We start from the raw sequence: 22,825 nt of genomic DNA, 5'->3' as shown, positions 1-22,825 counted from the left end.
CCAGACACCACAAATCGCGACTTGGGTGCAGGCCGAACGCAGACGACGCGCAGTGGGTCGAGCCGCATGGATGCGGCGAGAGCGCCGTTGCGGACATGGATGTCCGTTCGGCGCGTGCCCACGGAGCGTCGTCGAAGTGAGGGTATTCCGACGGAGGAGGAACCCAACCAGGAGCAAGCACCCTTGGTTACTTGGGGATGGTGCGACTTTCGACTTTTCCAAGTAACTCGCCGAAGGCGAAACCCGAGGCCGTTAGGCCGACGCTTTTGATCTTGATCTGGATCTCAATAACCGCGGTTTCGATCTATCTGACCGACCATCCGCTCCCCCCGCTCAAACCGCCGAATATTCTCCAGCAATACCCCAAACGCACTCGCCGGCTGCGTCATCGCCGCCACATGCGGCGTCAACACCACCTGCGGATGACCCCAAAACGGATGATCAGCCGCCGCCGGCTCCACCTGCAACACATCCAGCACAGCGCCGCTCAACTGCCCACTTTCCAGCGCCTCCAGCAAATCCCCCTCCACCAGATGCCCGCCGCGCCCCATATTCACCAGCCCCGCACCCCGCGGCAGCAACGCAAACAGATTCCGGTCCAGAATCCCCTCCGTCTGCTCCGTCAACGGCAACACACACAGCAAAATATCGCACTGCCCCAAAAACGCCGACAACTGCGCCTGACCCGCAAAACAGTCCACCCCCTCAATCTCATGAACACTGCGCGCCCAGCCCGACAAGGCAAAGCCGAATGGCGCCAGCGTCGCCAGAATCTGCTGCGCCTGGGTGCCCAACCCCATCACCCCCACGCGCCGATTTTCTGCCGGCTGCAACAGATGCGCTTGCCAACGCCGCGCCGTCTGCTGCTCGCGGTACCGCAGCATGTCCCGGTGCAGACTCAACACCGCCCACGTCGCGTACTCGCACATGCCCCGCGTAATGCCCGGATCCAGCAGCCGCACTACGGGCAGGTCCGCCGGCAACCGCGACAGATCCAGCTGATCGACCCCGGCCGACAGCGCAAACAGCACCTTCAGATTGGGCAGCAACTGCGTCAGATCATCCGGCGCCTGCCAGGCGGCCAGGTACTCGACTTCTTCGGGATTGCCGATGTCCGGCCAGGCGCGCCATTCGATGTCCGGTGCGTGTTCGGCGAACAGCGTCTGCCAGTGTGGCGCGCGCGCGGGGTCGGCTTTGTAGAGCAAGGCCATGGGCGTTTCCTGCTGAAAGGACGTTGGAGGGAAGTGTAGGGAGCCAGCCCACATCATCCCCCAAGCCCGGCGCAGGATCTGTTGAAAGGCGGGGCCAAAACAGTTGATCCGAATTTCTCACGGGCCAAGTTCGGCTAAGTGCGTTGCCCGCACGCCGTAACCTGAACAGCATCGCAACCGCCTCCAGGTTGCCGGACTCACGATGGGAAATGCCATGAACAGCAAAGTCGACGAAACCCCTCTTTTGCTCCGTCAGCGCGAGCAATTTGTGCCCCGTGGCCTGGTGACCGCGCACCCGCTGGTGATCGACCGCGCCCAGGGCACCGAAATGTGGGACGTGGATGGCAAGCGCTACCTGGATTTCGTCGGCGGCATCGGCGTGCTCAACATCGGCCACAACCACCCGAAAGTGGTCGCAGCCGTGCAGGCTCAACTGCAAAAAGTCTCCCACGCCTGCTTCCAGGTGGCGGCCTATACGCCTTACCTCGACCTGGCCCAGCGCCTGTGCGAAATGATCGGCGGGCAGGAAGCCTACAAGGCCGCGTTCTTCACCTCCGGCGCCGAAGCGGTGGAAAACGCGGTGAAGATCGCCCGTGCCCATACCAACCGTTCAGCGGTGATCGCCTTTCGCGGCGGTTTCCACGGACGCACCTTGCTCGGCACCACGCTCACCGGCATGAGCCAACCCTACAAGCAGAACTTCGGGCCGTTTGCGCCGGAGGTGTTCCATACGCCGTACCCGAACGCCTATCGCGGCGTTAGCAGCGTTGACGCAATCACCGCGCTGAACGAATTGCTCGCCACCCAAGTGGCACCGGACCGCGTGGCTGCAATTCTGATCGAACCCGTGCAGGGCGATGGCGGTTTCCTCACCGCGCCGCCGGAGTTTCTCCAGGCCCTGCGCGCCTTGGCCGACAAGCACGGCATCGTGCTGATCCTCGACGAAATCCAGACCGGTTTCGGCCGCACCGGCACCTGGTTCGGCTACCAGCACGCCGGCATCCAGCCTGATCTGGTCACCGTCGCCAAAAGCCTCGCCGGTGGCTTGCCGTTGTCGGGTGTGGTCGGCAAAGCGCACATCATGGACGCGCCGCTGCCCGGCGGCCTCGGCGGCACCTACGGCGGCAACGCCCTGGCGTGCGCAGCGGCACTGGCGGTGATCGATGCATTTGAGGAAGAACAACTGCTCGCGCGCAGCCAGCTTTTGGGCGAGCGCCTGCGCCGTGGCCTGATCGGTTTGCAGGCGCGCTACCCGCGCATCGGCGATGTGCGCGGCACCGGTTTCATGCTGGCGATCGAGCTGGTCAAGGATGACGCCGCGCGCACCCCGGACGCCGATCTCAATTCACGGGTGATCGACGAAGCCCGTGCCGGTGGTTTGCTGGTCATCAAATGCGGCGTTTACCGCAACGTGCTGCGCTTCCTCGCCCCGCTGGTGACGACAGAAGCCCAGGTCGACGAAGCCGTGCAGATCCTCGACGCCGCCTTGGCACGGGTCTTGAACTCGAATTGAAGTAGCGCCTTGCCCGTAACGGGCCAGATGCATCCGGGAGGTTCGATCCACATGGGGCTGACAGATTTGGGGCTGACAGGATTTGGACTGACAGAGTACCGAGCGTTACTGATCGATTGCGATGAAGTGCTGGTGGATCGCGATTCGGGTGTCTGGGCCGCGCTGCAACCGCTGCTCGACAGCCGCGGCGGGCAGCCGGCCAGGGATGACGTGCTGGCCGAATTCAGCGCGGTGGTTGCGAGCCTGTATCCGCGCTTCGCCGAGCTGGGTTTCAGTGGCCTGTTGTGCTTCGCCCATCGCCAACTGGCGGAAAAATGGGGCCTGCACGCCAGTTGGGAGGAGGGCATGAGCTTTGCCCGTTCAGCGGGCAACTGGTCGCTGTTCGAAGACGCGCCGGGGGCGATGCTCTACCTGCGCAAGTTCTATCGACTGCTGGTGCGCGGCGACCGCGATGCAGAGGATCGCGGCGTGCTGTGCGAGCGACTGGGAATTGCACCGGAAGATTTCATTTCCCTGGCCGAAGGTCCGCAATGGCTCACGGATCAGGGCGATCAGGTGCAACCGGTCCTGCACGTAACGCGACCGTCGGTCGAGCCCTTCGCCGCGCTGGACCGCTGCCTGATCGGCCGCCACCGGGCGCGTCAGCCTTCGCCCTGCGCGGCGGAATACTGCATCAACAGCATGGCCGACCTGGTGGCGCAGCATCAGCTGTCTTTACGGCGCTGATTTTGCTAGAAGATTGTCTTACAACGGCAGTCAAGAGGTACGTGATGGAAGGGCTCGTAAAACTGGATCGGATCGACATCAGCATCCTGGTCGAACTGCAAAAGGACGGCCGCATGACCAATGTCAGCCTCGCCGATGCCGTCGGCCTCTCTGCCAGCCCCTGCCTGCAGCGGGTCAAACGGCTGGAGTCGGCCGGTTATATCTCCAGCTACAAAGCGCATCTGAACCTGGCCAAGATCACCGATTCGGTCACCGTCTTCACCGAAATCACCCTCAGCGACCACAAGCGCGAAGACTTCGCCAAGTTCGAATCCAACATCCGTCTAGTGGACGAAGTGCTGGAATGCCACCTGATCAGCGGCGGCTACGACTACCTGGTGCGCTTCATGACCCGCAGCATCCAGCACTATCAGGAAGTGGTGGAAAGCCTGCTCGACAAAAACATCGGGATCTCGAAGTACTTCAGCTACATCGTCATCAAGTCGCCGGTGCTCAAGGATGGGGTGCCATTGCGCAAATTGTTGCGTCACTGAACAGACCTTCGACGGCTTTGTAGGCAATTTCCCAACGCCAACGTTTAGCTTTCACGCAGTTCCTTCAGAACCGCCCGGCAGAGATTTCCTTCGCGGCGCTTCATCCTTTCGCTCCTTGTCCAGCGGCGTGCGGCGCTGGGCAAAAATCTCAATAAGAAGAGTGCGGAGTGGGTGATGAAGGGCAGGAATACGCTGTTATGGGTAGGGCTGGCTGCGTTTAACGCCGAGGCGTCAGCCGAAGCGCAGACGACCCGCGAGGAGCAGTTCCAGCTGGGGGCGGTTGGGGTGAGTCTGGGTGTCGGGCTGTTGAATGGTCAGGCGCGGGAAAAGGTGTACGACGTTGAAAGCGGGCAGAAGATCAGCCAGTTGAACTGGAGCATGAAGCAGGTGCCGACGCTTCATCTGGGCGTGAAGTACCAGCCGATAAACTGGCTGTCCCTTGATCTGAACGGCTGGACGCGGGTGGCGAAGGGCGATGGGCATCTGAAGGATTACGACTGGCTGGAGGAAGATCGCGGCGACTGGAGCCACTATTCCGATCATCCGGACACTCAGGTCAGCAAAGCCTGGCAGGCCGATTTCGCCGCCACCGCGTGGGCGCTCAAGCGTGAGGATGTGGCACTGGGCGTGATGCTCGGTTATCAGCGCAACCAGTTTGGTTGGTCGGCGAAAGGCGGGCGCTACACCTATTCGTCGGACGAAGGGTTCCGCGACGAGTCCGGAGAATTTCCGGCGGGGGAGAAAGGCATTTCCTATCAGCAGACCTACGACACGCCTTATGTGGGGCTGGTCGGTCTCTACCATTTCCGCAACTGGACGCTGGAAGGCAGGTTCAAATACAGCCAGTGGGTTCGGGCGCGGGATCACGATCGACATCATGTCACCGGCGTTACCTACGACGGTGACTACGGGAACGACGGCCGCATGCAAAGTCTGGCGGTTGCGCTCAGTTACCGCGTGAGTCCGCAGCTTTCGGTGAGGGCGGGTTTGGATCATCAGGTGTACGCCGAGGCGAAAGGCAACACGCTGATCAAGGACACCCACAGCGGCGATCGCTTCCGTATTGCAGGTGACGCGGGCAGTCAGTCTGCCAGGACGACGATGTCCACGCTGGCGCTCACTTACGCTTTCTGAGCCAAGCCGACAACCGTGCTGGTGCCGAGCGGCCCGGCACGGTTGACGCCTGAATGGGAGCTCCACGGCCCAGCGACGCTACACACGGTGAATTCGGTCAATCACTCCCAGTGATAACACGCCAATCAGCGCCCCGCTGCTTAACAAAAGATAACGTCATGTCGATTGTCATACGTTTCCAAAGCTGACTAGGATGGGGTCGCTTCGGTACGGCCACGTCGCGTGCAGGCTAGAGCGTCTGCGCGGTTAAACGGCCTTCTGGAGCACCCAATAAAAATAAAGAAAGGGGTAGCTTCATGCGTGAGCCCGTCATTCGGCGCACTCGGTTTGCGGTCATTCGGTGCCATTTCAGCGCCCGGATGCTTTTCAAGAGCCTGCCTCTCCACGCTGCTCTGTCGCTATTTATCTCTCCCCTCTTCTGTGGCGCTGCCTTGGCTGCTGACAGCACGTCCGCCGCCGCACCCGGTGACGCCCCCGCGAACGCTGGCGATTCCGCCGTCTGCGCCCTCGAGTCCGCGAAAGCCTCCCGCAGCCTGCTGCTGGACGTAACCCATGCCGGCAAGCGCATGGTCGCGGTGGGGGATCGCGGCCACATTCTCTATTCCGATGACCAGGGCAAAACCTGGACCCAAGCCAAAGTGCCGACGCGCCAGATGCTCACGGCGGTGTATTTCGTCGATGAGCAACACGGCTGGGCGGTGGGCCACGATGCGCAGATCCTCGCCAGCAGCGATGCCGGCGCCACCTGGACCAAACAGTTCGAAGACCTCAAACGCGAAGCGCCGTTGCTGGATGTCTGGTTCAAGGACCTGACCACCGGGATTGCCGTGGGTGCCTACGGGGCGGTGCTGGAAACCACCGATGGCGGCCAGCACTGGGAAGACATCGGCGACCGGCTGGACAACGAAGACCAGTTTCACCTCAACGGCATTGCGTTCGTGAAGGACGCCGGCCTGTTCGTGGTCGGGGAACAGGGCAGCATGTTCCGCTCCCCGGACGACGGCCAGACCTGGGAGAAACTCGAAGGCCCTTATCAGGGCTCATTGTTCGGCGCGGTAGGCACGGCGGAATCCAACACGCTGCTGGTTTACGGCCTGCGCGGCAATTTGTTTCGTTCGACCGATTTCGGTACCACCTGGGAGCCCGTCCCGCGACAGGGTGAGCGCGGCCCGCTGGAGTTCAGCATCGCCAACGCCTCACTGATGCCGGACAACTCTATCGTGCTGGTCGGCAACGGCGGCAGCGTCATGCGCAGCACGGACGATGGCGAAAGCTTCACGGTTGCCAATCGCCCCGACCGGCTTTCGTTGTCCGGCGTAGCCGAGGACGACAAAGGCAATCTGGTTCTGGTGGGACAGGGCGGCGTCCGCGTCACCTCGCCGACGGGCGCTGACAGCGCTCAACAATAAGAACAAGCAGGCGAGGACACGTTTCCATGAGCAACCTTCAACAACACCACGACAAGCCGACGCGCCTGGAGCAGTTGATTTTCAACAACCGCAAGACGGTGATCGGCATCTGCCTGCTGGTCAGCATCTTTCTGTTCTGGCAAGCGACCCTGGTGCGCCCGTCCACCAGCTTCGAAAAGATGATTCCGCTGGGTCATCCGTTTGTTCAGAACATGATGGAGCACCGCAACGACCTGGCGAATCTGGGCAACACCGTGCGCATTTCGGTGGAAGCCAGGCAGGGCGACATCTTTTCCAAGGAGTACATGGAGACGCTGCGGCAGATCAACGACGAGGTGTTCTACATTTCCGGCGTCGACCGCTCCGGGCTCAAGTCGTTGTGGAGCCCCAGCGTGCGCTGGACTGAAGTGACGGAGGAGGGCTTTGCCGGCGGCGAGGTGATTCCGCAGAGCTACGACGGCTCGCAACAGAGCCTCGACAAGCTGCGTAATAACGTCCTCAAGTCCGGGCAGGTTGGGCGTCTGGTCTCCAACAACTTCAAGTCGAGCATCGTCGATGTGCCGTTGCAGGAGTTCTACCCGGACCCCAACGACCAGAGCAAGCTGCTGCCGCTGGATTACCGGCAGTTCTCCCACCAGCTTGAAGAGAAGATCCGCGACAAGTACGAAGCGCAGAACCCCAATGTCGAGATTCACATCGTCGGTTTTGCCAAGAAGGTCGGCGACCTGATCGACGGCCTGATCATGGTGGTGATGTTCTTTGGCATCGCCTTCCTGATCACACTGGTCCTGCTGATGTGGTTCACCCGCTGCGCCCGCAGCACCATCGCCGTGTTGAGCACCACGTTGATCGCCGTGATCTGGCAGCTGGGCCTGATGCATGTGGTGGGTTTTGGCCTTGATCCCTACTCGATGCTGGTGCCGTTTCTGATCTTCGCCATCGGTATCTCCCACGGCGTGCAGAAGATTAACGGCATCGCCCTGCAATCCAGTGATGCCGACAGCGCGCTCACCGCTGCACGCCGTACGTTCCGCCAGTTGTTCCTGCCGGGGATGATCGCGATTCTTGCCGACGCCGTCGGCTTTATCACGTTGCTGATCATCGACATTGGCGTGATCCGCGAGCTGGCCATCGGGGCGTCCATTGGCGTGGCGGTGATCGTGTTCACCAACCTGATCCTCCTGCCGGTGGCGATTTCCTACGTTGGCATCAGCAAAAAAGCCGTGGTGCGCAGTAAAGAGGATGCCGTGCGCGAGCATCCATTCTGGCGTCTGCTGTCGAACTTCGCCGCACCAAAAGTCGCCCGCGTGTCAGTGACGTTGGCGCTGGTCGCGCTGGTGGGCGGCCTCTGGTACGGCCATAACCTGAAGATCGGCGACCTCGATCAAGGCGCGCCGGAACTGCGGCCGGACTCGCGCTACAACCAGGACAACAGTTTCATCATCAACAATTACTCCACCAGCTCCGACGTGCTGGTGGTGATGGTCAAGACGCCGCCCGAGGGGTGTTCGGCGTACCAGACGCTGTCGGCGATGAACGAGCTGTCGTGGAAAATGGAGAATACGCCGGGGGTGCAGTCGGCGATTTCCCTGGTGACTGTGTCCAAGCAGGTCATCAAGGGGATGAACGAGGGCAACCTGAAATGGGAGTCGCTGTCGCGCAACAAGGACGTGCTCAACAGCTCGATTTCCCGCGCTGACGGTTTGTACAACAACACCTGTTCCCTGGCGCCGTTGCTGATTTTCCTCAACGACCACAAGGCCGAAACCCTGGATCGCGCCGTGCATGCGGTGCAGGAGTTCGCGCAGCAGAACAACAAGGACGGCCTGGAGTTTCTGCTGGCGGCGGGTAACGCCGGGATCGAGGCGGCCACCAACGAAGTCATCAAGCAGGCCGAGCTGACCATTCTGATTCTGGTGTACGTGTGCGTGGCGGTGATGTGCATGATCACCTTCCGTTCATGGGCGGCGACGCTGTGCATCGTCCTGCCGCTGGTGCTGACGTCGGTGCTGGGTAACGCGCTGATGGCGTTCATGGGCATCGGCGTGAAAGTCGCAACGCTGCCGGTGGTGGCGCTCGGGGTGGGGATCGGGGTCGACTACGGGATTTACATCTACAGCCGACTGGAGAGTTTCCTGCGGGCGGGACTGCCGTTGCAGGAAGCGTATTACCAGACGCTGAAGTCCACGGGCAAAGCGGTGTTGTTCACTGGCCTGTGTCTGGCGATCGGGGTGTGCACCTGGATATTCTCGGCCATCAAGTTCCAGGCCGACATGGGCCTGATGCTGACCTTCATGCTGCTGTGGAACATGTTCGGCGCCCTGTGGCTGTTGCCGGCGCTGGCGCGGTTCCTGATCAAACCGGAGAAGATGGCGGGCAAGGTCGGGAACTCGCTGTTTTCCCATTGAGTGGCGACATTTAGGTCGTCGGAGCGCGTTTGCTGGCGAACGCGTTATGTAGGACCGGCTTCAGCCGGGAAGAGGCCGGATTGACCGCCATCAATTTAGCGGTGTGACCACCGACGCTTTCCCGGCTAAAGCCAGTCCTACCAGAAACACGCTGTCCCACATCCGGATTCATTCAGTTATAAACAAAAAAACCACGCCCGGTCTTGCGCCCCAGATACCCCGCCGCGACCATTTCCTTGAGCAGCGGCGCGGGGCGGTATTTGCTGTCGTTGAAGCCTTCGTTGAACGCTTCGACGATCGCCAGCAGGGTGTCCAGACCGATCAGGTCAGCCAGCGCCAGCGGGCCAATGGGCTGGTTGCAGCCCAGGCGCATGCCGTCGTCGATGTCCTGAGCAGTGGCCAGGCCTTCCTGCAACACCAGAATCGCCTCGTTGATCATCGGCACCAGAATCCGGTTGACCACAAACCCCGGGCGGTTGCCGGCGGTGATCGCAGTCTTGTTCAACCGCTCGGCCAGCTTGATCGCCGCAATGTGGGTGGTGTCCGCCGTCTGCAAACCGCGAATGACCTCAATCAGGTTCATCATCGGCACCGGGTTGAAGAAGTGCAGCCCGATGAACCGCTCCGGGTGCTCGACGCTGGCCGCCAGTTGCGTAATGGACAGCGACGAGGTGTTCGACGCGATCACGCACTCGCGGTCGACATGGCTGGCGATCTGCTTGAGCAGGCGCAGCTTCAGTTCCAGGTTCTCGGTGGCCGCTTCGATCACCAGTTGAGCGCCATTCAACTGGCCATAGTCCGTGGTGACGCTGATGCGCCCCAGGGCCGCTTCGGCGACATCGGCCGCGACCGTCTGCTTGGTCACCTGCCGCTCGAGGTTCTTGCGCACGGTCGCCATGCCACGCTCCAGTGCCGTGTCGGAAATGTCCAGCAGGGTCACGTCGAAACCCGCCACCGCGCAGACCTGCGCGATGCCGTTGCCCATGGTGCCGGCGCCGATCACGGCGATGTGTTGCATGCTCATCGACAAGCCTCCTTACACGCGTTCGAAAATGACGGCGATGCCCTGACCGCCGCCGATGCACATGGTCACCAGCGCATAGCGGCCCTGAACCCGGTGCAGCTCGTGGATCGCTTTGGTGGCGATGATCGCCCCCGTCGCGCCCACCGGGTGGCCGAGGGAGATGCCCGAGCCGTTCGGGTTAACCTTCGCAGGATCAAAGTCTAGCTCACGGGCAACGGCGCAGGCCTGGGCGGCGAAGGCTTCGTTGGATTCGATCACGTCCAGATCCGCCACGGTCAGGCCCGCACGTTCCAGCACTTTGCGGCTGGCCGGAATCGGCCCCAACCCCATCATCGCCGGATCAACCCCGGCATGGGCATAGGCCACCAGACGCGCCATCGGCTTGAGGCCGTGCGCGCGGACCATGTCGCCATTGGCCATGACCAGCGCCGCTGCGCCGTCGTTGAGGCCGGACGCATTGCCGGCCGTGACGGTGCCGTCCTTCTTGAACGCGGTCTTCATCTTCTCCAACTGCTCGGCCGTCACGTCGCCACGCACGTGTTCGTCCTGGGCGAAGGTGACGGTGCCTTTGCGCGTGGCGATCTCGATGGGCACGATCTGGCCCTCGAAACGGCCCTCGGCGATGGCGTGGGCGGCGCGCTGCTGGCTGGTCAGCGCCAGGGCGTCCTGATCGGCACGGGTGATGCCGTAATGCTCGGCGATGTTCTCGGCGGTGATGCCCATGTGAATATTGGCGAACGGATCGTGCAACGCGCCGAGCATGTAGTCGTACGCCTGCACATTACCCATGCGCGCACCCCAGCGGGCCTGAGGCATGATGTACGCGCCACGGCTCATGGATTCGGCGCCACCGGCCAGCACGGCCTGGGCGTCACCGAGCATCAGCGACTGTGCCGCCGAGACGATGGCCTGCAGGCCGGAGCCGCACAGGCGATTGACGTTCATGGCAGGGGTTTCTTTGGTCAGGCCGGCTTCGAGGGCGATGACGCGGGAGAGATAGGCGTCGCGTACTTCGGTGGGGATCACGTGGCCCATGACCACATGGCCGATGTGCTCCGGTGCGATACCGGATTTGGCCAATGCGGCGCGGCTGACCTGGGTGCCCAGTTCGATGGGCGAGACGTCCTTGAGGGAACCGCCGAATCCACCGATGGCGGTACGCAGTGCGCTGACGACGAAAACTTCGGGTGTGCTCATGGGGACTCCTGACACGTATTGGAATTATGGGGGCGGCACGGCGAAATGGCGTTTCGGCCGGTGCTGACTGCGGGCAAGTCTAGATCGGCGTTCGGGACGGGCCTATGCCGAAACTGTCCAGATGGGCTGGCGTTCTTTACCATCAGCGCCTGATCCGTGGTGCACCATTCAAAAAGGGAAAGGCGGTCATGCGGGAAAAGGATTCAGTGTCGATCTACTTCGTCCAGTTGATCGTCCACGCGCTGCGCGACCAGCCGCTGCGTTTGCAGTCGGTTCTTGAGGCGGCGGAGATCGACATGGCGCTGCTCGACGACCCCACCGCGCGGGTCTCGGCCAGCGCATTTGCGGCGTTGTGGCTGATTCAGATCAAGGAACTGGGCGACGAGTTTTTCGGCCTCGACTCCCACGGCATGCCCCTGGGCAGCTTCGCCCTGATTTGCCGGGGGCTGATTCAGGAACCCACTCTGGAAAAAGCCCTGCGCCAGTGCCTGAGCAATTTCGGCCTGTTCCTGCGCGACTTTCGCGGCAGCCTCATTGTTCGCGGCGCGCGCGCCGTGCTCGCGGTGGACACCACGACAGACGACCCGGTCCGGCAGCGCTTCGGTGAGGAAACGTTCTTGCTGTTGATGATCAGCCTGTTGTGCTGGCTCGGCGGGCGCCGCATCAGCATCGACCGCGCGCAGTTTCACCAGCGCCGTCAGCGTCTCAGCGACGACTCACTGCTGTGGGGGTTCAACCTGAGTTTTGGCGAGCAACGCACCGAAATCGAGTTCTCCAGCCACTACCTGCGTCTGCCGGTGGTGCAGTCGTTGCCGTCGCTGAAATCATTTTTACGCACCGCGCCGCAGTGGCTGGTCATTCGCTACCGCAACCAGCGCGGGCTGGCGGCGCAGGTTTATCAGCGCCTGCGCAACAGCCATTACGGCCACTGGCCGACGCTGCTGGAAATGGCCGATGAACTGAAACTCAGTGCCACCACCTTCCGCCGTCGGCTGGAGCGCGAGGGCTGCGCGTTTCAAGGGATCAAGGACGACGTCCGCCGCGGCATCGCCCAGCAGAAGCTGCGCGACACCGAGCTGAGCGTGGTGGAGATCGCGTCCTTGGTGGGGTTTCAGGAGCCCAGCGCGTTTCACCGGGCGTTCAAGAAATGGACGGGGGAAAGTCCGGGCGGCTACCGCAGGAAGCAAGCCGCCAGCAACTCAATGACGGCCGACTGATGAGCCGCCGCCGGTGTCAGGGCAGCCACGCCTCGCGCCAGGCCTGAACAGCCGCGTCGTCGAACATCCCGTCGCGAAGCACCTGCTCGCGCAAGTCGTCGCCGAGTAGCGCGGCGCTGGTCAGGTCCATCGTGTGGGCACGAATCAGGTTGACCCAGGCCTCCAGCGTGTTCGGTACCCGCGTGACCGGCAAGTCGCCGGCGTAGGCGCGAACGTCGCTGCAGATCACCGGCACACCGCAGGCGCCGAGTTGCAGCAGGGTGATGTTGTTCTTGCAGGCGCCGAACAGGTTATCCACGGCGGGGAGCAGGGCCAGATCGAGGTTCAGGTCGGCGACGGCTGTGGCGTATTGCTCGGCGGGCGGCCGGTCGTGGAATTCATGGGCATGACTGCGCAGCACGCCCTGGTCATCGCCCATCACGATCCACTCCACCTCTTCTGCCAGGGCCTCGACCACGGCGAGGATCATGTGCAGATCCTGTGGCTGCCAGCGATCACTGACCAGACCGACCCTCGGCTTGCCACCCACGCCACGGCGCGAGACGAGGTTGCCCCAGACCTGAGGCGACAGGCGCGAAGGTAGCAGCCGCACGTCCGCGTGAAATTCGCGAGCGATATCGGCGAGCACTTGGGTCGAAGCGATCACGCGATGGGCCTGATGCAGGCTCTTCTGCAGCAGGTCAACGCACTCGGCATCGAAGGCGAACGGGTCTTCGCCTGGCGTCCGGGAACCCAGTTGCAGGTCATTGATGTCGAGCACCACGAAGGCATCCGGCAACAGCTGGGCGCGGGCGATGGTTTGCAGGTGGTCGGCGTCGAGCCGGGCCTGAAACACCACGACGTTAGGCTTGAAGCGACCCTCCTGGGGAATCGACAGCGCCTGGCTGCTGAGCATGCCGTCCACAACACCGGCGGCTTGCAGCGTCTCGAACGGTGCGATCACCCGCTCATGGGGCGAGGCCCAGAGGCCGGCGGGGTAGGCCAGCACCACCGGATCGCGGCGCCAGGCCATCGGCCGCCAGACCAACGGCATGTTGAGTTCGAGTTCCACTGATTGCAGGTCGAACGAAAGATTGGTGTTGAAGGCGCTGTCGTTCGCCAGGGTCGGCAGCCATTTGCGGTACATCGCCAGTTGCTCGCCGACAAAGCGCTTGCGCTTGGCCTGCTGCGTGGCGGTGTCGACGTGGGTCTGGCTGACGCTGCCCTCGTGGATCAGCACCGAATGGGGCGTCCAGACGTTCAGGTAGCCGAGGGCGCCGACTTTCATGCACAGATCGACGTCGTTGTAGGACACGACGAAGGCCTCTTCGTCCAGCCCGCCGACTTCCTCGTAAATCGAGCGGCGGACCATCAGGCACGCCGCCGTCACCGCGCTCAAGTCCTGATCCACCTGCACGCGTTGCATGTAACCCTGAATGTGCCCGGGCTCACCGATGTGCTGGTGACCGGCCGGGCCGTCCATGCCCAGGCGCACGCCAGCATGCTGCATGCGTCCGTTGGGGAACAGCAGCTTGGCGCCGACCACGCCGACTTCAGGGCGCAACGCATGATTGAGCAATTCGTCCAGCCAACCCGTATGGACGATGGCGGTGTCGTTGTTCAGCAGCACCAGGTACTCGCCCTTGGCCTGGGCCGCAGCGACGTTATTGATGCGCGAATAGTTGAACGGGTGCGGGTAACGCAGCACGCGCACCTGCGCCGAGCCCAGGGCGTCGATGCGCGCCAGCCATTCGAGGGCTTCGGGGGTTTCGCTGTTGTTGTCGACGATGAGCAGTTCGTAATTCAGGTAGCGCGTGGTGTGCAGCAGGGTTTCGACGCAGCGCTGCAGAAACGGCAGCTGATCCTTAGTCGGGACGATGATCGACACCAAGGGTTGATCGGTGTGGCCGTAGCGCACGTGGTAGCGGCGGGGCAGGGTGTGTTCGATGCTCGCCTGCGAATAACCGCGCACCTGCAGATGGCGCTGCAGCGTCGCGATTTCGTCGGGATTCTCCACCGCTTCCGGCAGGTCACAGACCAGCAGCGGCTCGCTGATATGGATGATATCCCCGGCGCCTTCACCCTCGAACAAACGCAGGATGACGTCAAATTCAGCGGCATCGGCGAAGCGCTCATCGAAGCCGCCGAGGTCCACCAGGGTCTGCCGCCGGAACAGCCAATGACCTGCGGTCAGCAGCGGGTAGCTCAGCAGGTAGTCGAGGTTGAAGTCCGGGCGCATGGCTGAACTCAAGCCACCCCGAGGCCGCCGGTGCATTTCGTCGGCGAAGGCGGCGCGGGCGTCAGGGGATGCGAGCAGCTTCAGCGCGCTGGCAGCGAGGCCGAACGGCGTGAATTGGGTGCCGGCGTCAATCACGATCAGCCAGTCAAAACGGTGGTTTTCGACCACCTGATTCAGCAGCGCGGCAGTGTTCATAGCGCCGATGGCAAGGGTGGTCACCCTAGGGCCGACCAAGGTGGCCAGCAGCTCGGTCGCGTCGGTCAACACCACGACGTTCATGGCAGCGTGCAGGGCGCCGTGGAGGGCCAGGCTGTCGAGGCTGCGCTGAATCTTCTCCGGGGCGTTGGCAACATCCTTGATCACCACCAACAGCGAAGGCGCGCCGACGTCGGCCAGGTGCTGGTCGATCTGCGTTTGCTGTTCGGCCGTCGGCACGCGATGACCGAGCCAGGCCTCGACCTGCTGCGGGTTCAGCCGTTGCGGCAACGGCGCGGACAACTGCGCGAGCAGGTTGAAATCGGTAAACCCCTGGGTTGCGGACAACGGGCGGGCGCCGACCCAGCCATTGTCCAGCGACGTGCTGGCCCAGCCGGCTTCACGGATCAGCCGATGAAACACGGGCAGGTGATCACTGTCCGTGCCGACAATTTCGATGCCTTGTTCGGTCAGCTGTTGCGGGGCGATGCGCGTGCCCGTCAGCGTGGCCGGCAGCAGGATCAGCTCGGCGTCGTGCAGCAACTTGGCGTACAGCGCCAAGTGCCCCAGCGGGCCGACGGATTCACCGTTGAGGGAAAACAGATCGGCGCCCAACGCCAGCAGGTCATCGCGGCGACACAGCACGCTGCTCAACTCACCGATGAAATTGCAGGTGAACTCCCCCAGCAGCCCGACGATGTCAGGCCCATTGAATACCGTGGGCTCGGTGACGCGAAAGCGTGTCGCCAGATTCTCTTGCAGCGCCTCGCCCTCGGCGTTCAACCACTGGCGGTGCGCAGCCACCAGTGAGGCCTGGGGATTGACCTCCAGCGCCGCGACCATCTGCTGAATGCAGTCCGGCGCCAGCACGGCGTCACCCGCCATGAACTTGATGTACTGCCCGGAAGCTTCGGCAACGGCGCGGTTGAAACAGGCGTCGGCGCCCTCGGGAAATTCGTTGCGCAGGTAGCGAATCGGCCAGCGGCACGACGCCCGGTACAGGTCCGTTACGGTTTCTGCCAGACCGTCCGTGGCGTCGTCGCAGATCACGATTTCAATGGCATCGTGGGTCTGCCCGATCACGCTGCTCAGCGCGGTTTCAAAAAAATCGGTACGGCAGACGGCGATGACGACACTGACCAGTCGTTGAGAATCCATGGGGGTATCCGGTAGTTGAAAAACGTGCCTCGAACATCGGCGCATTGACAGCAAAACGGGTGCGCAAGCGACCCGTCATGAAAATGACGCCTCGGGCATGAACATCCGATGAAGCAATATCCCGGCCAACGAATGGGCATCAGGTTTTGCCGTGAAACCTGCGCCTACTGGCCAATTAATGGCCCTGCGAGGGTGGCCAGTTGTGCTTGCGTGATAGGTCTTGAGGCCTGCTGGAAAGCGTGCTTGAGTAGATTAATGATCGTCGTATTCATGCCGATACTCGAAAGACAGGCGGCTTTGCTTCACGCCGATCACCTTCCAATCACTGCCCCAGGCAGACAGCGGGACATACCATGGCGACACCTTCGAAATTCGATAACGACACGTTCCAGCTGGCCCGCGATCACTTGCAGCACTTCGTCAAGAAGACCGCCGAGTTGCTCCACGAAGAGACCGGACGGTTGTTGGAAGTCGGCCCCCAGGAGCGTTCGCTGGTTCGGGAAAGTTTCACCCAGTTCGCCGTTGATACCTTCGACATCGTCGACACTTACGGGCCGACCCTTGTTGGCGATATCACCCGCAAGAACGAATTCATTGCCGACAGCGCCTATGACTGCGTCGTTTGCATGGAAGTCATCGAGCACACGCTGAACCCGTTCGACACCATCAAGGAGATTCGCCGCATCCTCAAACATGAGGGTTATCTGCTGATTTCCGCCCCATTGAACTGGCGCATACACGGTCCGAGCCCGGACTGCTGGCGCATTACCGAACATGGCTGGAATGCGCTGCTGCGCGACTTCGATATCGTCGAGATCGATATTCTCGAATCCCCGGACCGTGAGCTGTTTCCGATTCGCTATAACGTCCTTGCCCGGTGTAACAAGTTCAAGGAAACCAAAGACAGCGAACTGACGTTCCGTTTCATATGAACGCCGCCATGCACGACACCGTGAAGTCCCTTGAGGCGCTGATTCCCGCCCTCTCGTCGGGCACGTTCAACGTCGACGTGTTCCGCAAGACAGGCGTCTTCGTGGTGCGCAACGCCGTGCCACGGGCGGTCGTAGAAGCATGGCAAGACGAGTGGAAAAGCTTTTACAGCGCGGTGCTGAAGAAGGGCCGGGACGTCAATCGTGCCAACCCGGTGTCCCTCAACGAACAGCTGCCCGAAGGCCTCGCGCACCTGTACCGCGAGCCGGTTTTTGCTAATACGCTGAAGCCGCTGATGGGCGAGCACATCGCGTTGTATAACCATCGCTTTGTGATCAAGGACGCGCTGAGTGCGAACAAAGTGTTTTTGCACCAGGACAGTTGTTATCACGCAGGCAATAGCAACAAGTGCAGCGTTTTCGTAGCAATCAGTGCGGTGAACAAAGACAACGGCGGTATGACCTTTCATGTGGGTTCCCACGCCCTGGGGCTCCTCGGCGATGCCGGTGAAATCGATCCGGCCAGTTTCGATGTGCAATGGCCGACCGTCACGCCGGAGCTGGCGCCCGGCGACTTCGTGATCATGGACAGTCGACTGTGGCATGAGTCAGGGCCGAACGTTTCGGGTGTCGACCGGATCATGGCCGACATGATTCTTCAGCCGGCCGACGACCCCACCGGGCAAGAGCTGATATGCGGTGAGTGGCAGACCGATGTCTTTTTCTCGCCCAAAAACATCACGCGTCACTTCGTCAATTCACGCATTCTCAAGATCGTTAAATACGAAAAAGAGCTGACGCAGTTGAAAGCCGACGCCGCACACATTGCCGGTAACACAACAGAATGATTCAACACGCCTGACCTGTCCGCGCGTTGCAGGTATCCGTCGATACCGCCCCCTGAACACTGACCCCGCTGGCGCAGCTTGACCCAATTATGCGCCCCTGCGTCTGACAACCGATTTGAGGAGAGAAAATGGATACCTGTCTCGCGACCCGCACATACGCGCCTTCAGCGCTGATGCACATTCGGCCCTACCGCGTGCTGAGCATTGAGGACGGCCGGGAAGAAGAGGTCAAATTCTTCATGCCCCCCGCCGACGGCGCCGGCAGCCTGACGGCATTTGAATCGGTGATGCTGCTCAAGCTGGTCCGCGCCATCAACCCGGACTTCGTGTTCGAGTTCGGCACCTTCGACGGGCGCACCACCCGATTGGTGCTGGAAGATCTGCCGGACAACGGCGACAGCGAGCCACGGATTTACACGCTGGACCTGCCGGACACCGACGGTATCGTGTTCCAGGGCGATGACAAGTTGCTCGCCGAAAAGGCCGTGCTGTCGAGCCGCAAGTATAACCAGTCGCCGAAAAAGGCCATGGTCAGGCAGATCCTACAAGACTCCATGACCTTTGATCCGTCGCCCTATGCGGGCAAGTTCGATTTCATCTTTGTCGATGCCAACCACGAGTACGAATACGTCAAGCGTGACACCGAAAACTCGCTGAAGATGCTCGGTGGCGACAGCAGCTGCATCGTCTGGCATGACTACGGTAATCCGCAGTTTCCCGAGCTGACCCGCTACCTGGAAGACCTGGCCGGCAGCCTGGAGCTGTATCACATCGAAGGCACGATGCTGGTGTTCCACATGCGCGGCGCGAAGATCGGTGAGGAAAGAACTGCAGCGTGATGACGATGGGCGCTGATCCTGCGCGGGCCACCATAGTGGCCCGCAAAGACAGCATTCCGCCGCTGGAGATTGACTGGGTGTACCGGCGTTTTCGCGAGCAAGCTCGCTCCCATAATTGATCGCAGAACGCCTGACCCACGTCGTTGGCTGCAGTCAATCCAGATACAACGGCCTGGTCGCATCTCGAGCGCGCCGTTTTTTTGTCTCCCCTCGATTCTTCCAACTTTCCCGGAAACCCCTGTACCCCATATGATCCGTGGCCTGGCGCCTGCTTTTCGGGTTCTGGTTCGGAACTTGCTTCAGTCCCGCTACGCATCGGCGAAGGCGTCCGATCATGGTCCGTGGAGTGGCGAGAGATGGTAGAGCAAGCAGTGGCACTGGAAGAGCAAGTCGTCGCGTTGATCGAAGAAGCGATGGAAGCCGATGAGGGCACCCTCAAGGTCGATCAGCCGCTGGACTGGGATTCGATTGCCCTGGTGACCTTTATGGCCCTGGTCGACGAGCGCCTGGAGAAAACCATTTCGGCTTCGCGCCTGAACAAGTGCGAAACCGTCCGGGACGTCATCACGCTGGTTTCGGAATAAACCCGGTTTCCGGATAAGGCGCTCCATTACCGAAAGCGCTTGAACATCAGGGCAGCCACGCGGCCCTGGCTGTGGCGCTCTCACGCGTGACCCCGTTTTCTGGACAGACTCATGACGTGCACAGCCTCACAACGGATCGCGCCGGACCTGGTGAAAGCCTACTGGCATCCGCTTTGCCTGAAGTCGCAAGTGGCCGACGACAAGGATTTTGTGCGCTTCAATGTGCTGGATTTCGAAGTCGTGGTGTTCAACGACGCGGGCAATCTGATCGCCTTCGACAACCGCTGCCCCCACCGGGGGACGCGGTTTTTCACCGAAGACGCAGGCCATCAACGGATTCTCTGCCCCTACCACGGCTGGAATTACGCGGACGGTCAGCTGCGCATCCCTGACGCCAAGCGTTTCGTCGGTTGTGACATCGGCAGCGCCAGCCTGAATTTCTTCAAGCTGGCGACCTGTGGAGAGCTGGTGTTTTTCGCCATCGAACCCCGGGCGTCGTTGCCTGACCAGTTGGGCCAGGACATCTTCACCCTGCTTGAGCAGACCACCCCGGATTTGAACAAGCCCTCGGATTTCAATCGGTACGCCTTCGAAGCCGACTGGCCGATTTCCCTGGAAAACGCCCTCGAGCCGTACCACATCCCCCTCGTGCACCGGGACACCTTGGCGACCCTGAAACTGGGCGTCGGCGAGAATGTGTTCTACGGCGAGAACTCCATCTGGTACGCCCCGGTGGAGAACGAAAAGGTCGCTCGACGGCTGGAAAGCCTGTCGCGCTTTTTTGCCCCTCGGGAGGCCTACTCAGGCTACGTGAGCATTTTCCTGTATCCGTTTTCGATGCTGTCCTCGACCTACGGTTATTCGTGGTCGATGCAGAATTTCTTTCCTTCTGCACAACCCGACCGGACCTGGTTCACCAGCCAGCTGTACCCGCTGCGTGCCGCGTCCGAGCGATACGACGAGATCGTGTCCACGTTCATGACGTCCACGGCCGAGAACAACCGGGCCGTGTTCGAAGAAGATCACACCATCTGTAAACGAATTCCTGGCGACACCTGGTCCTGGAATGCCCCGCGTTATCACAGTTCGCTGGAAGCCAAGCTTCTGCATTTTCGGGCGTCCTGCGCGGAGTGGGCACGACAGGCCGGTGCCGTCACAACGGTTGGCGAGGAACGGGTATGAGTAGCGTCACTGGCAGTAGCGCTGACGCAGTGCGCAGCATTGCCAACGTCAAAATCAGGGGCATCGCCTGTGCGCTGCCCAAGGGCGTGTCGGACGTCGCGGACCTGACCGGGCGCTTCGGCGACGAGAGCATCGCCAAGATCATGGCCAGCACCGGCATCGAGCGCCGGCATGTGGTGCAGGACGAATGCACGTCGGACCTGTGTGTCGAGGCGGCCGAGCGTCTGTTGGCGGATCTGGCCATCGACAAAACGTCCATCGACACGCTGATCTTCATCACCCAGACCCCGGACTACGTGCTCCCGGCCACCGCCTGCACCTTGCAACGGCGCCTCGGTTTGCCGGTCACCACCGCCGCGCTCGATGTGAACATGGGCTGCTCGGGTTACGTGTATGGACTGTGGATGGCGTCGGCGATGATCGCCGGTGGCGGCAGCCGACGCGTACTGCTGCTGGTCGGCGACACCATCAGCAAACTGGTAGCGCCGGGCGATCGCTCGGTGGCCGCGCTGTTTGGCGATGCCGGTTCCGCCACGTTGCTCGACCACGATGACACCGTTGCCGGCGCGCCTTTCGTGCTTGGCACCGATGGCCGTGGCGAGAAGAACCTTATCGTGCCCGGCGGAGGGTTTCGTGACCGCAAGGGGGCCGATGGCTCCACCAGTGAAGACGATGTGCGTGGCCCGTTCGACCTGTACATGAACGGCACCGAGATCTTTGCCTTCACCCTGGCCCGCGTGCCGGGGCTGGTGCGCACCCTGGAAAAGCACGCCGAGGAACAGCAACGCTCCATCGACAAATATGTGTTCCATCAGGCCAACCGCTTCATGCTCGAGCACCTGTCGAAGAAGACCAAGTTGCCGGCGGAAAAGGTCGTGCTCAATCTGCAGAACGTCGGCAACACCAGCAGCGCGTCGATTCCCTTGGCGTTGAGTCTTGGCGCGAATGCGGCCACGGCCGACAGCGGCTCGACCCTGCACGGCCAGCACTTGCTCGCCGGTTTCGGCGTGGGGTATTCGTGGGCCGGTTGCATCGTCGATCTCGACAACACGTGGATCAGCCCGCTGACGCTGGTCGGCACAGACAGTAGCGAGGCGTAAGTGCAGAGCAATCCTTTTTCCCTGGACGGCATGTCCATCCTGGTCACCGGCGCGTCTTCCGGGATCGGCCGTGAAGTGGCGATCTGGCTGAGCCGACAGGGCGCACGAATCGTCGCCGTGGCCCGTGACGCTCAACGCCTGGAAGAAACCCTGAGCCAGTTGCACGGCGAAGGGCATTCGGTCGAAGTCTTTGATTTTCTGGGTGGCGGCGACGTCTCCGCCTGGCTGAAAGCACTGTCGCGCAACGGCTCGCCATTCGACGGTCTGGTGCATGCGGCAGGCGTGCAATTGCCGCTGCCGATTCGGGCCATGGGCCTGGATCACTGGGAAACCATTTTCGCCACCAACGTCACGTCCGGTTTTTCCCTGATCAAGGCGTTCAGGCAAAAAGGCGTGTGCCGCAACCCGTCGAGCATCGTCATGCTGTCGTCGGTCATGGCTCAGGTCGCCCAACCCGCGTTGATCGGTTACTGCGCGAGCAAGGGCGCGGTTGAATCCATGGTTCGCGCCGCCGCCCTTGAGCTGGCGCGGGAAGGCATTCGCGTCAACGCCATTGCGCCCGGCGTGATCAAAACCGAAATGGCGGAGAAACTCGAAGGCCTGGTCGGCGAAGACGCCATGGCCGCCATCGAACGCAAACATCCGCTGGGGCTCGGTCATCCGCTGGACGTGGCCTACGCCGTCAATTATCTGCTGTCACCGGCCGCGCGCTGGGTCACGGGTACGTCGCTGGTTGTCGATGGAGGTTACCTGGCCGAATGAACACCAAAAAACTCATTATCGTCGGCGCAGGCGGGCTGGGCCGGGAGGTCCATTCCTGGCTCAAGGACTGGGTCGAGCACAACCCGGATTACGTCATCGGCGGCTTCATCGATGACGGCAGCCTGTCGCTCAATCGCTTCAATCATTACGCCGACATTCTCTCGACCATCGACGCCTACGAACCGGCCGACGATGAGCTGCTGCTCTGCGCCATCGGCAAGCCCGCCGACAAGAAATACGTGGTGGAAAAGCTGCAGGCCAAGGGCGCGGCGTTCTTCACGCTGATTCACCCGACGGCCATCGTTGGCGAGAACGTGACGATCGGGCGGGGCGTGCTGGTCTGTCCGTTTTCGGTGCTGTCGGTTGATCTGGTCGTTGGCGATTTCGTCACGATCAACTCGCTGTGCACCGTCGGCCATGACACCGTCATCGGCCAGTTCTCGACCCTCAGCGGGCACTGTGATCTGACCGGCGGCGCGGTGCTGGAAGACGAAGTGTTCCTCGGTTCGCGCGCCTCCGTGCTGCCCAAGGTGCGCGTCGGAAAAGGGGCTGTGGTCGGCGCCGGCAGCGTGGTGCTGCGGGCGGTCAAACCCGGCAGCGTGGTTTTCGGTGTGCCGGCCAAGTGCATCTCAGGATAA

General features: G+C 61.8%; 19 protein-coding genes. 15 read left to right on the top strand and 4 right to left on the bottom strand.

Going from position 1 to position 22,825, the window contains the following annotated elements; all coding sequences use genetic code 11:
• Positions 1–284: 284 nt before the first annotated feature.
• Complete coding sequence (locus AC07RO_RS24520) at positions 285–1,211, bottom strand: 2-hydroxyacid dehydrogenase (RefSeq protein ID WP_495087281.1); 927 nt, start codon at positions 1,209–1,211, stop codon at positions 285–287.
• Positions 1,212–1,425: 214 nt separating this feature from the next.
• Here AC07RO_RS24520 and gabT point away from each other — a divergent pair, with 214 nt between their 5' ends.
• The 6 genes from gabT (at position 1,426) to AC07RO_RS24490 (ending at position 8,934) form a co-directional block, all read left to right on the top strand.
• A complete protein-coding gene (gabT, locus tag AC07RO_RS24515) occupies positions 1,426–2,724 on the top strand; it encodes a 4-aminobutyrate--2-oxoglutarate transaminase (protein ID WP_423575018.1) in 1,299 nt (432 codons plus the stop codon).
• A 51-nt stretch (positions 2,725–2,775) separates the two neighbouring features.
• Entirely contained in the window at positions 2,776–3,450 is a 675-nt protein-coding gene (locus AC07RO_RS24510; protein WP_282371123.1) for a tautomerase family protein, read from the top strand.
• A 44-nt stretch (positions 3,451–3,494) separates the two neighbouring features.
• Complete coding sequence (locus AC07RO_RS24505) at positions 3,495–3,983, top strand: Lrp/AsnC family transcriptional regulator (RefSeq protein ID WP_003174918.1); 489 nt, start codon at positions 3,495–3,497, stop codon at positions 3,981–3,983.
• A gap of 174 nt (positions 3,984–4,157) precedes the next feature.
• Entirely contained in the window at positions 4,158–5,117 is a 960-nt protein-coding gene (locus tag AC07RO_RS24500; protein WP_495087280.1) for an omptin family outer membrane protease, read from the top strand.
• Positions 5,118–5,413: 296 nt separating this feature from the next.
• Positions 5,414–6,526, top strand: a complete 1,113-nt coding sequence (locus AC07RO_RS24495) for a WD40/YVTN/BNR-like repeat-containing protein (protein WP_495087279.1) — start codon at positions 5,414–5,416, stop codon at positions 6,524–6,526.
• A 26-nt stretch (positions 6,527–6,552) separates the two neighbouring features.
• Positions 6,553–8,934 (top strand): efflux RND transporter permease subunit, encoded by a 2,382-nt coding sequence (locus tag AC07RO_RS24490; RefSeq protein WP_495087278.1) that lies wholly within the window; start codon positions 6,553–6,555, stop codon positions 8,932–8,934.
• A 172-nt stretch (positions 8,935–9,106) separates the two neighbouring features.
• Here the strand turns inward: AC07RO_RS24490 and AC07RO_RS24485 are convergent, their stop codons facing one another.
• Both AC07RO_RS24485 and AC07RO_RS24480 read right to left on the bottom strand, forming a co-directional pair.
• On the bottom strand, positions 9,107–9,958 hold the full coding sequence (locus tag AC07RO_RS24485) for a 3-hydroxybutyryl-CoA dehydrogenase (protein WP_192172677.1): 852 nt from the start codon (positions 9,956–9,958) through the stop codon (positions 9,107–9,109).
• A gap of 12 nt (positions 9,959–9,970) precedes the next feature.
• Entirely contained in the window at positions 9,971–11,155 is a 1,185-nt protein-coding gene (locus AC07RO_RS24480) for an acetyl-CoA C-acyltransferase family protein (protein WP_495087277.1), read from the bottom strand.
• Positions 11,156–11,343: 188 nt separating this feature from the next.
• Here AC07RO_RS24480 and AC07RO_RS24475 point away from each other — a divergent pair, with 188 nt between their 5' ends.
• Positions 11,344–12,372, top strand: coding sequence for an AraC family transcriptional regulator (locus AC07RO_RS24475; RefSeq protein WP_346626634.1), 1,029 nt, complete (start codon positions 11,344–11,346; stop codon positions 12,370–12,372).
• A gap of 16 nt (positions 12,373–12,388) precedes the next feature.
• Here the strand turns inward: AC07RO_RS24475 and AC07RO_RS24470 are convergent, their stop codons facing one another.
• On the bottom strand, positions 12,389–15,943 hold the full coding sequence (locus AC07RO_RS24470; RefSeq protein ID WP_346626635.1) for a glycosyltransferase: 3,555 nt from the start codon (positions 15,941–15,943) through the stop codon (positions 12,389–12,391).
• Between the two features lie 353 nt (positions 15,944–16,296).
• On the opposite strand from AC07RO_RS24470, the gene AC07RO_RS24465 reads away from it, so the two are divergent.
• The 8 genes from AC07RO_RS24465 (at position 16,297) to AC07RO_RS24430 (ending at position 22,825) form a co-directional block, all read left to right on the top strand.
• Positions 16,297–16,875 (top strand): class I SAM-dependent methyltransferase, encoded by a 579-nt coding sequence (locus AC07RO_RS24465; protein WP_192172673.1) that lies wholly within the window; start codon positions 16,297–16,299, stop codon positions 16,873–16,875.
• Positions 16,876–16,883: 8 nt separating this feature from the next.
• The gene (locus tag AC07RO_RS24460; protein WP_495087276.1) at positions 16,884–17,720 is read left to right on the top strand and encodes a phytanoyl-CoA dioxygenase family protein; all 837 of its coding nucleotides are present in this window, start codon (positions 16,884–16,886) and stop codon (positions 17,718–17,720) included.
• Between the two features lie 128 nt (positions 17,721–17,848).
• Complete coding sequence (locus AC07RO_RS24455; RefSeq protein ID WP_495087275.1) at positions 17,849–18,559, top strand: class I SAM-dependent methyltransferase; 711 nt, start codon at positions 17,849–17,851, stop codon at positions 18,557–18,559.
• Positions 18,560–18,915: 356 nt separating this feature from the next.
• Complete coding sequence (locus AC07RO_RS24450; RefSeq protein ID WP_237254702.1) at positions 18,916–19,143, top strand: acyl carrier protein; 228 nt, start codon at positions 18,916–18,918, stop codon at positions 19,141–19,143.
• A 111-nt stretch (positions 19,144–19,254) separates the two neighbouring features.
• Positions 19,255–20,325, top strand: a complete 1,071-nt coding sequence (locus tag AC07RO_RS24445) for an aromatic ring-hydroxylating oxygenase subunit alpha (protein ID WP_495087274.1) — start codon at positions 19,255–19,257, stop codon at positions 20,323–20,325.
• Positions 20,322–21,425, top strand: a complete 1,104-nt coding sequence (locus tag AC07RO_RS24440; protein WP_192172670.1) for a 3-oxoacyl-ACP synthase III family protein — start codon at positions 20,322–20,324, stop codon at positions 21,423–21,425. The genes AC07RO_RS24445 and AC07RO_RS24440 overlap by 4 nt, the downstream gene beginning before the upstream one ends.
• Positions 21,426–22,187, top strand: coding sequence for an SDR family NAD(P)-dependent oxidoreductase (locus tag AC07RO_RS24435; protein ID WP_346628730.1), 762 nt, complete (start codon positions 21,426–21,428; stop codon positions 22,185–22,187).
• On the top strand, positions 22,184–22,825 hold the full coding sequence (locus AC07RO_RS24430) for an acetyltransferase (RefSeq protein WP_495087273.1): 642 nt from the start codon (positions 22,184–22,186) through the stop codon (positions 22,823–22,825). The genes AC07RO_RS24435 and AC07RO_RS24430 overlap by 4 nt, the downstream gene beginning before the upstream one ends.

The sequence above is a fragment of the Pseudomonas sp. GW821-FHT07F05 genome (genome assembly GCF_059418765.1).
This window is presented reverse-complemented; position numbering and strand designations above follow the sequence as displayed.